Origin of the sequence: Bacteroides sp. (genome assembly GCF_019417265.1) — a bacterium.
GTDB lineage: Bacteria > Bacteroidota > Bacteroidia > Bacteroidales > Bacteroidaceae > Phocaeicola.
Genome location: NZ_DXVR01000039.1, coordinates 12,937 through 23,246, shown reverse-complemented (window position 1 = coordinate 23,246; position 10,310 = coordinate 12,937). Strand labels below are relative to the sequence as shown.

The window sequence follows — 10,310 nt, the reverse complement described above, 5'->3', positions numbered from 1 at the left end:
CATTTTAAATTGAGTATATCACTTATACGTAATCCACTCAAACAGGAAAATATAGCGGCTTTTCTTACTACTGGAACTGAACATTCTGAGTTGTATAGTTTTCTGACTTCCTCCAGTGAAAGGCTTTGCTTGACTGGTATTGTGCATGGAATATTATCCAAAAGGGATGCTATGTTATCTACAAGTCTTCTTTCCCTATAGGCTTTAGTTAAAACTTGTTTGAAGATATTCCAATATGCTGAAGCTGTATTTCGTGACATAGGCTTGTTAACCATGACTTTGCCTCTTGCTGATACTTTCGTGTCTAAGAGATATTCTTTATACTTGTTACAGAATACGGTATCAAGCATTTCAAATGTACATTTGTTGTGGCAGAACCTGCTGAAATGTTTATAGGCTGCATCACACTTCGCAAAGTTTCTGTTGACAATATTCTTGAAGTATGCAAGAAAGTCCTCCTTTAGACGGTCCTGGTTAAAGAAGTCATATTTCTCATTAATTACCTCTATGAATACCTTACACCGAATAGCTTCAGCTTTTGCCAGAATAGCTTCATTATACTTTTTCTGTTGTGTAGAAATGGGGTTGGCATATATATACATGCCAAGCGAACGACGGCGAATCAGTTCCATTGTTTCAGGATTTCTATAGCCTGGCCAAAAGTCCAGAAATAATGATTTAGTACCATTTCGTCTATCTCGCATACGGAGAGTTACTGATTTACAATACTGCATATTATTTGTTTTTATAGTTTTATGTCTCAAAATTCTCGAATGATATATTGCTGACATCGGTAAATTGAAAGTAAATATCACTATATATCAATATTTGCTATAAAATCATCTTCTGAGAACCGTTTTTCCATTAACCGGTCAAATTCTTCTTTTCTAAAAAAGATGAATTTCTGCTTCTTTACTCTGGTGAGCTTATAGTGATTGACGTAATAGAAGACAAGTGAATTTGTAAGATTATATTTCTTTGCAGCTTCTTCTACAGAATAATACCTGTCTCTACCAACAAAATATCCATTCTTTATTTCCTCTATGTGTTGTTTGGAATAATAGGTACTACCATACTCAACCTTTGCTGGAATCTTATGTCTATGAATAAAAGAGCGTACACCATCTGCTGTCATTTTATATGTTGTACGCATTTCCTCTGGCGTTATCCAGTCTGTGATTTCTGCATACTTATTCTTTTTGTTGTATAACAGGTCAATGGATCCCTTCTCATAGAAATTAAATCCTTTCAGTGCTATCTTAGGTATGTTGTTCTCTCTTGTTATAACTCCAGCATGCTTTATTGATATTTTAAACATCTCTGCTACCTCATCAGTAGAATAGTATCCTTCAGGAGTTGCTGGACAGATTTTTTCCTGTTGCTTTGCCGTGAAAACAACCTTTTCTTCACCATTTGACTTTATTAGTGGAGTTGAATTTTGAAGACGTTGATGCATGATATTATCAAAATCCGTCCGATAAATCATGGTGAATTTTCCACGCTTTTCAGTCTTAATGCTATAGGTCTTTAGAGTATAACTTACCTGATCTTTGGTTATGCCATACTTTTGCATAGCTTCTTCATAAGAGTACCAGTCAGGATCAATTTCATCGGTCTTGTGTTTTATACAATCTATATGAACCTTAGAATAATAAGACCTGCCATTCCTTTTTACCCTGGGAACCGCATGGCATTTTACAAAACAAAGAGCCGCACCCTGAGTCATATTGTACATTTCCATGATTTGACTCAATGTGTAATAGTTATCAATGTCGATGACATCAAGAAGCTCAGAGAAATTTGCATCAATAAGCTTTTTACTGTAGAAAGTATTACGCCCTTCGTAAACTTTAGGGATGCCTAATCTGTCACAACGCCCCCATACAGCTTTACGTCCAATTTTATACTTATCCATAATCTCTTGTAGGGTATAGTATTCTTGTTCTTGCTTACGCTTGTAACTTCTTTTTCTATAAGGTCCTGCATCCTCAAAGTATTTGTCAAGATCCTCACGACGGACAAGGGTTTTTCTACGTATTCTCACTGCCTTGATGATTCCGGAATAGAAACATCTATAAACAGTGCTAACACTCATATCAAGTAATAAGGCAACATCTGAGGGTGTCAAAAATGGTCGTGAAGCAACTGCGTCTCTTTCTTTATCAAGAGCTGCTTCTTTTTCACTTTCCCGGACACTTTTTTTACGTTTTGCTTCACGTTTGCGAGATGCGTCACGTTCGCACTCTCTACAGCAGTATTTATTTGACATCTTGGATGCAATAAACTCTGCTCCACATGTTAAACATTTCTTTAATATCTTCATCTTTTTTGGCATGTTAAAATCGTCCATTTCCTTTGCAGCAATTTTCAGGTATTTGCAGGAATTTTCACGAGGTGTCCAACATGTCAACGGGCGCACATTTATCACTTTTGCAGTTTTTGCATAAGGTGCCATATATGTCATTTTCCCATTGCCATTTGGTCGCAAAATTTAGGGATAGGAACGATATTTGAGCCAAATTTACCCTTAAAAACTAGTTGTAACAAGTTTCAAATGGAAAGTGTTAAAATGAAAAAAGCCACCAAAACGGTGGCTTTCAGACAGTTAGCGATATATTGTAATATTGTTGATAATCAGCTACTTACCGATGCAAAAGTGCTTAAATATATTCCCCAACACCTCATCATTCGTTATCTCCCCACCTACGATTTCCGCTAAGTGGAAGAGGCATTCCCTTAAATCCTGGCTTACCAAGTCACCGGATAGGCCCATTGACATGCCGTCTTGAACGCGATGGATAGCTTCAAGGGCGTGTGAGAGGGCTTCGTAGTGACGGACGTTGCTTACTACGACATCGTTTTGTGTCACTTCGGGTAGGGCGGCGGCTTTGATAAGGAGATTCTGCAATTCTGCTATTCCTTTGCGCTGTTTTGCAGCAATGGAAATTATTTCGTAATTCATGCCGGAATCTTCTGATGTCGATACAGGGTTTATGATAGTTGCTCCGGGCAGGTCTTTCAAACATTCCGAGTGTATTACTGCATCACTTACCATATCGCATTTGTTCATCACCAGGATGAGTTTCTTTCCTTCACAACGTGGAATTACCTTGTCCTTCAGTGTGTCAATCTGCACCTTGGCTTCTGTACTGTCTATCACCCACAGCACTATTGAGGCCTGGTCCAGTTTCTGGAAGCTGCGTTCTATACCTATGCTTTCTATCTCGTCCGATGTTTCGCGGATACCGGCTGTATCTATAAATCTGAAAAGAATGCCGTCGATGTTCATTGTGTCCTCTATCACGTCGCGTGTGGTGCCGTGTATGTCGCTTACTATGGCACGTTCCTCGTTCAGGAGGGCATTGAGTAGGGTAGACTTACCTGCATTCGTTTCGCCTATTATGGCTACCGGAATACCGTTCTTTATTGCGTTTCCTACGCTGAATGAATTTACAAGTCCGTTTATTACCGTTTCCACCTGTGATGCTATCTCTGAGAGTTCCGAGCGGTCGGCAAATTCCAGTTCTTCATGGTCGCTGAAATCGAGTTCCAGTTCCATAAGGGATGTTAGGTGCAGCAGTTTTTCTCTCAGAGCTGACAGCTCACGGCTGAATCCTCCTCGCATCTGGTTCATGGCCATACGGTGTGTGGATGCCGATGTGGATGCTATAAGGTCTGCCACAGCTTCTGCCTGGCTGAGGTCCATTTTGCCGTTCAGGAATGCTCTCTGAGTGAATTCTCCCGGCCCTGCAGCACGGCAACCATTTTTTATCATGAGTTGCATCACCTGTTGCAGAATGTACGATGAGCCGTGACATGATATCTCAGTAGAATCCTCACCGGTGTAGGAATGTGGCCCACGGAACAGGCTCACCAATACTTCGTCCACTATTTCGCCTCCCTCATTGGTGATATGTCCGAAAGTCAGTGTGTATGGCTTGCGCTCGGATAGGGGAGCACCGCTTACGGGAGTGAATATCTTGTCAGTAATGGTTATTGCTTCCTTGCCGGAAACTCTTATTGTTCCTATCGCGCCTCCTTGTGCCGTGGCTATGGCACATATTGTATCGTCTGTATATAAAATATTCATCAGTCCTTAATCAGTATAGATTTTTTACTATCATTTCTACTATTCTCTCCAGATATATGCGGTCTGTTTCATCGAAGGTGTTAAGCTTGTCGCTGTCTATATCTAATACTCCCACGACTTCTCCGCCGCTTATCATCGGTACTACAATTTCCGAGCGTGACAGCGAGCTGCATGCTATGTGTCCCGGAAAGGCATTGACATCTGCCACTACCTGTGTACGGGCTTCTGCCCATGCTGTACCGCATACTCCTCTGCCTTTTTTGATTCGATAACACGCTACACTACCCTGAAACGGTCCTAAATGCAACTCACCGTCCTCGACCAGATAGAATCCTGTCCAGAAGAATCCGAAAGCCTCGTTCAGTGCAGCAGTAGTATTCGCCAGTACGCTGATGATATTCTTCTCGCCCTCTATCAGTAGTCCGTACTGTTCAATAAAATGTAAATATTTTTCAGCCTTGTCGCTGATGTTTTCCTGTCTGAAACTTGCTTCCATCTTTAAATTCTTTCCAATACTGATTTTATCAAATCGTCTATCTGGTTTTTATATCCGGTGTTTGCTTCCTTGGCTACGCGGTTTGCTATAACCATGCACACTGTCGTAGCCTTATGTCCTTGCAGCCTTGCAAGACCGGCCAGTGCAGAGCTTTCCATCTCGAAGTTCGTTATTCTGCGTCCCTGATATTCGAAGCTCTCTATTTTCTCATTCTGATGCGGGTCGGTCAGGGGTATTCTAAGCTTTCTTCCCTGAGGACCGAAAAATCCTCCGCATGCCACAGTTATTCCTCTCACCATATCTTTTGCGGCTATGCGCTCCACCATCTCGCTGTCTGCATGTATGGCGTATGGAGCCGGAGCACATATATTTCCTGTCCATCCGAGGTGATTAAGCAACGCACGTTCCAATGGCAGGTCGCACACAGCGTTTCGTCCTTCGTAGAAGTTCAGTAGTCCGTCGAATCCTACAGAGATTTCCGAACAGATAAATGTTCCGACCGGTGTATATGGTTGCAGTCCGCCGCATGTTCCTATTCTTACAATCTCAAGCGATTTCAGATTCTCCTTTTCATATCTTGTGCCGAAATCTATATTGGCCAAGGCATCCAGTTCGTTCATCACGATGTCGATATTGTCGCATCCTATTCCTGTAGATATTACCGTTATGCGTTTTCCTTTATACGAACCGGTGATGGTCTTAAACTCACGGCTTTCCACTTCGCATTCTTTCGTGTCGAAATGCGATGCCACTAAGGCCACTCTTCCCGGGTCGCCCACCAATATCACCTTGTCGGCCAGCTGTTCCGGTTTCAGATGCAGATGAAACACAGAACCGTCCTCGTTTATTATCAGTTCCGAAGGGGCAAAATATTCTTTCATAGGCATTTATTTTAATTCTATGTTTCTTATCTCTTTTTCCGTCTTTCCGATTTCCGTTCTCAGTTCATCCACTCTCTTTTCTTTATCCATAATACCCGGTGACATAGATTTGCGTACGCCATTGTTGGCTTTCGAATATTTCTCTCTCAGGTTTTCCAATTCTTTTTCCAGCACATCAAGGTCCTTTTGTTTTTCCCTCATTTCCTGGAACAGCTTCCTGGCTTCCGCTTTCCTGAAATCTTTCAGCGATGTATATACCCTGTTGTCGTTCACTATAAAAGTGAAATCTGTCTTTTTAGATTTCTCTCCCGGATTGGAATATGTCACCTTTGCAAGTCTTTGTTTTGCCTTTATCACCTCATTCCTGTCGGATTGCGTTAGAGCTATATTGTCAAGCTTGGCCAACGATATCATTTTTTCCGGTTCAATGGCATCATAGTTATATGTGATTTTCGAATCGTTAGGTATGAACACATATACACACACTTTGCCTTCAGGCTGATATCTGTCCGATGCAAACCATCCCAGATTGTTGTAGTCATCTATCGCAAACATATAGTCATTGAATTCAGAGTTGAACGGATATCCCATATTGTCCGGTCTGAAATATGAGTTTTCGTCCGAGTCGGCTCTTGTTACATATATGTCATATCCTCCCAGGCTTTCTTCACCTTTGGCTGCGAAGTAGAGGGTAATTCCGTCCGAGTCAAGGAACGGGAAGTTCAGTTCCGTCATATCGTCATTGATACCCCTCAGTCTTTGCGGCTTGCTCCAGCTGTCAATAAGTTTTACGCTTGAATATAGCTTCTTGTTGCCATTTTCATCCTTTGCCGACAATAGCTTTTTGTCGCCCATTTCGTTCACAAATTCCATACAGATGTCATCATCATTTGTGTTGTCGCCCGAAACAGCCAATGTCCCAGCCTGAGAACCCAATTTGTATGCTTCGAGGAAAGACTTCTTGTCTACCACGAAACTGTCCACCACGGTTATATTCTCCACGCTTCTTATCAGACGTTCGCCTTTCCTGTATTTGGTCATCAGTTCTTCCGCCTCCGCAGTGTCTCTGTTCTTTTTCTCAAGCCAGTAAATATGTTCCTCCAGATTCTTTATAGCATCATCATATCTGTACATATCATAGTATGCTTTGCTCACATAGAGATATGCGTTTATCACCTTTCTGGCTGCACTTTTCTCCAAATAGGGCAGACCTTCCATCATTTCGCCCGTTTCGTAGCAGCATGCGCCGTACCAGAAATTGTAGCTGGCATTCGACGGTGATTGTTTCACCAGTTTCTTGAACACAGGTTTTGCTTTTTCAAATTCTCCCTGTGTGAACCATCTTTGTGCCTGGCTCAGAGTTTGTGCCACAGCTCCCGAAGCAATCATTGACAGAGCCATTGCAGCTATTTTTATTTTTAGTCTTGTCATATTCTAAGTTTTGTATTAATCTGCTTTTGAAAATTGTTTTAGTTATCAAAATTACAAAAAACTTCAGAATTATCCTTTTTTGATTATTCAATTTTTTATTTTCTTCCGTAAATCATTCTTTTCTTGTACTTTTGCACTCGCATTTTTAGATATATTATGGGTAAACAGACTGAAGAAGACAAAATTATATATCGTATAAACAAACGTTTCCTTAAGGGAATAGTGGATTATGGGTTAATAAACGATGGCGACAAGATTCTGGTGGGTCTGTCCGGAGGAAAAGACTCGATGGCGCTGCTTGAGCTTCTTGCAATGCGTTCGCGTATCTATAAACCGCGTTTCTCTGTCGTTGCTGTTCATGTGGAGATGAGCAACATAGAATATAAGTCCGACACTGAGTACCTTGCCAAGTTTGCAGAATCGCTTGGAGTCCCGTTCTATACCTACACCACATCTTTCGACCCTACGACGGATACACGCAAGTCGCCGTGTTTTCTCTGTTCATGGAACCGCCGTAAGGCATTGTTTACAGTAGCAAAGGAACACGGATGCAACAAGATAGCCTTAGGACATCATATGGACGATATTCTTGAAACTCTGCTGATGAACATGACGTTTCAGGGTGCCATCAGCACCATGCCTCCATTATTGGTGATGCGTAAGTTCGATATGACAATAATCCGTCCTATGTGTCTGCTTCATGAATCCGACCTGATAGAGATGGCACGCATACGCGGATATCGCAAACAGATAAAGAACTGTCCGTATGAGAAGGATTCACACCGTTCGGATATGAAAGAGGTGTTGCGCCGCTTGGAAGAAATGAATCCTGAGGCAAGATACAGTCTGTGGAGCAGCATGAACAATATACAGGAGGATATGTTGCCGAAGATAATTGAGAATTAAACTAAAAACTAATAAACTGACAAACTAAAAAAACTGACAATATGTTATCACATGGAATTTTTTCAGTATTATTGCTGATTTTATCAAACATTTTCATGACATTCGCATGGTATGGGCATCTGAAGATGCGCGAATACAGCTGGTTTGAATCATTGCCTCTGATAGGAGTGATAGCCTTCAGCTGGGCCATAGCATTTTTCGAGTACTGTCTGCAGGTACCGGCCAACCGCCTCGGTTTCCGCGAGAGTGGGGGACCTTTCGACATTATGCAGTTAAAGGTTATTCAGGAAGTCATCACTCTGGTGGTGTTCACCGTATTCTCCGTAATAGCTTTCAAGATGGAGCTTAAATGGAATCACCTTGCTGCGTTTTGCTGCCTTATTCTGGCGGTATATTTCATATTCAAGAAGTAATAGCAAAACGCTTCGTCGTTTAACTTGAAACGCTTCGTCATTTCATTTCAAATGACGAAGCGTTTTTGATTTATGAAATAATGCTATTCAATACCGAATCTCATTTTCCGTATTTTTCCCTCTTCAGCCCTTTTGGCTGCCTCGCGTTTCTCTTTCTCGCGCATGTATATATAGATGCTGTCCATGCTTCCCGGCAGTTCTTCAATCATCTTCTCCTCTTTGGCTTTCAGCTCATCCTCTTTGTCTTTCTCTTTCTTGGCCTGTCTGGCTTTTCTTACGTCCCATCTGAAGTTTCTTTTCACCCTGTCCGGATTTCTGTCTTTGTCTGCCTTTTCGTTGGCATTCTCCAGATATATAGTTCTTAGCGAGTCTTCTTTTTCGGAGATGATTCTGCTTGTTTCCGCCTTCATAGAGTCTGTCATTTCCGGGATATTTCCCGTAACGGCAACTCCGCTTCCTGTATTTTCATAATCGAATACCGGTGCTGCCAGTCCGTTGTAGAATGTCGGAAATTTCAGGCTGTCCGCCAGTGTTGGCTGATATTTATCGTATATCTTCCATGCGTTGGCGTGCTTCATGTTATGCTGCAGCATTCTTCCCCTCGGAGTGAGGTTATAATAGAAGAATCCCATTATGTCCAGTCCTCCTATGACTATTCCGGCTCCTCTTATCATCATTCCGTCGCTTATCACACCTGCCGATGGCGATATGCTCTTTCCGTAGTTGTCGCTGCTGTTGCCGAAGGGGTTTATGGTCCACGAGATATTATATTCTTTTTTCTTTCCGAACACCATCACGTCGTACACCGGGTCTTCTCCGAATTTTGTCCAGATAGAATAGGGGAGCATTCTGATGTATCCTTCCGGTTTCCTTACTTTGGTTGTGTCCGTCAGACTTTTCGGTACTGCCAGGTCGCTCTTGAACTTCATCCATGACTTTTCCAATGGAGCTTCCATGGGCTTGTTTATCTCGTCCGACATTTCCGGCATGAAATCAAATTTTATCAGCTTTATTGCATCCTCATTCAGTTGCAGCTCGCTTTCATTATTGTTTTTCTTTCTGAGATCATCCTTGAAGTCCGTATTCAGATGCTGTGCCCATGTGCTGTTTGTCATCATCACCATGCCGGCAATTACCAACGTCCTGTTAAGTATAGAATCGCTCTCCATTTCTTTCGTCTATTGTCATTTTACTCTTCCTCCCTGCAGCCAGTGACTGCTGTAGTATCTTTCGTTAAGGCTGCTCACCACCACTCCCACACTTGTAGAAGCATGTATGAATCTGCCGTCCTTCAGATATATTCCCACATGCGATGCTCTTCTCTTTTTCTTGCCGTTGTGGAAGAACACCAGGTCGCCTTCCCTCAGGTTTCTTTTCAGCACTCTCTGGCAGTCTTTGTCCCTCTGTTCTTCCGAATTGCGGCTGAGTCTCTTTCTGTACACAGTCCTGTATATCGACATTGTAAGCCCCGAACAGTCCACACCTTTCTTTGTTGTACCTCCGTCTCTGTACGGAGTGCCAATCCAGTCGGCTGCTTCGAGGTAGAGCTTATGGTTGTCTTTCAGGTCGATGTCCATGTCCAGTCTTATTGCAGCTGCTGCAAGATCTCTGAAATCATAGTTGAGTCTTCTTGTGCCGCACGAGGAGAAAGAAAGCATGGCTGTAAGTATCGCTGCATATATGGTTATTCTGTGAAACAATTTCATCTTCATCTGCCTATGGTTTATCGTTATACCACAAATGTAATTAATAGTTTATTACAGCAAGTTCCCCGTTTGCACAAATTAGTTACTATTTAACATTATTCTTACAATGTATGAGTAAATCACAAAAAAAGAAACGATACACTCTTTATCTGAGTATATCGTCTCCAATATATAACTTCCGTTAATGTAAGTCATTCCATTAACTTCCCTAACTTCATTAACTTCTTTACTTCATTAATTATTTTACAGGCGAGTTCATGCTTACTTCAATCATGTTTTTCTGTCCGAAGAAACTCTTTGCGAACTTTTTCAGGTCATTTACTGTAATGCTGTTCACTGTGTTCTGGTATCCGGTATTCATATCCACCTTTTCCCACAACATTGTGT

Annotated in this window: 10 protein-coding genes; 2 read left to right on the top strand and 8 right to left on the bottom strand. The window is 41.8% G+C overall.

Annotation, left to right across the window (positions count from 1 at the left end):
* The 6 genes from QZ379_RS06625 to QZ379_RS06600 all read right to left on the bottom strand — a co-directional run.
* Positions 1 to 704, bottom strand: a 704-nt coding sequence (locus tag QZ379_RS06625) for a site-specific integrase (RefSeq protein ID WP_291562046.1), incomplete at its 3' end; no start/stop codon positions are given.
* 110 nt (positions 705 to 814) lie between these two features.
* Positions 815 to 2,455: a helix-turn-helix domain-containing protein gene (locus QZ379_RS06620; protein WP_291562042.1), complete on the bottom strand. Its 1,641-nt coding sequence runs from the start codon at positions 2,453 to 2,455 to the stop codon at positions 815 to 817.
* 183 nt (positions 2,456 to 2,638) lie between these two features.
* On the bottom strand, positions 2,639 to 4,090 hold the full coding sequence (mnmE, locus tag QZ379_RS06615) for a tRNA uridine-5-carboxymethylaminomethyl(34) synthesis GTPase MnmE (RefSeq protein ID WP_291562039.1): 1,452 nt from the start codon (positions 4,088 to 4,090) through the stop codon (positions 2,639 to 2,641).
* A 10-nt stretch (positions 4,091 to 4,100) separates the two neighbouring features.
* The gene (locus QZ379_RS06610; RefSeq protein WP_291562036.1) at positions 4,101 to 4,586 is read right to left on the bottom strand and encodes a GAF domain-containing protein; all 486 of its coding nucleotides are present in this window, start codon (positions 4,584 to 4,586) and stop codon (positions 4,101 to 4,103) included.
* A gap of 2 nt (positions 4,587 to 4,588) precedes the next feature.
* Positions 4,589 to 5,467, bottom strand: coding sequence for a nucleoside phosphorylase (locus QZ379_RS06605; protein WP_291562033.1), 879 nt, complete (start codon positions 5,465 to 5,467; stop codon positions 4,589 to 4,591).
* Between the two features lie 6 nt (positions 5,468 to 5,473).
* Positions 5,474 to 6,898 (bottom strand): M48 family metallopeptidase, encoded by a 1,425-nt coding sequence (locus tag QZ379_RS06600; RefSeq protein ID WP_291562030.1) that lies wholly within the window; start codon positions 6,896 to 6,898, stop codon positions 5,474 to 5,476.
* Between the two features lie 156 nt (positions 6,899 to 7,054).
* Between QZ379_RS06600 and QZ379_RS06595 the strand changes: the two genes are divergently transcribed.
* Positions 7,055 to 7,804, top strand: a complete 750-nt coding sequence (locus tag QZ379_RS06595) for an ATP-binding protein (RefSeq protein WP_291562026.1) — start codon at positions 7,055 to 7,057, stop codon at positions 7,802 to 7,804.
* Positions 7,805 to 7,845: 41 nt separating this feature from the next.
* Positions 7,846 to 8,217: a DMT family protein gene (locus tag QZ379_RS06590; RefSeq protein ID WP_154042654.1), complete on the top strand. Its 372-nt coding sequence runs from the start codon at positions 7,846 to 7,848 to the stop codon at positions 8,215 to 8,217.
* Positions 8,218 to 8,300: 83 nt separating this feature from the next.
* On the opposite strand, the gene QZ379_RS06585 is transcribed toward QZ379_RS06590, so the two are convergent.
* The gene (locus tag QZ379_RS06585) at positions 8,301 to 9,386 is read right to left on the bottom strand and encodes a DUF4858 domain-containing protein (RefSeq protein ID WP_291562018.1); all 1,086 of its coding nucleotides are present in this window, start codon (positions 9,384 to 9,386) and stop codon (positions 8,301 to 8,303) included.
* 15 nt (positions 9,387 to 9,401) lie between these two features.
* Positions 9,402 to 9,875 (bottom strand): C40 family peptidase, encoded by a 474-nt coding sequence (locus QZ379_RS06580; protein WP_291562052.1) that lies wholly within the window; start codon positions 9,873 to 9,875, stop codon positions 9,402 to 9,404.
* Between the last annotated feature and the right edge of the window lie 435 nt (positions 9,876 to 10,310).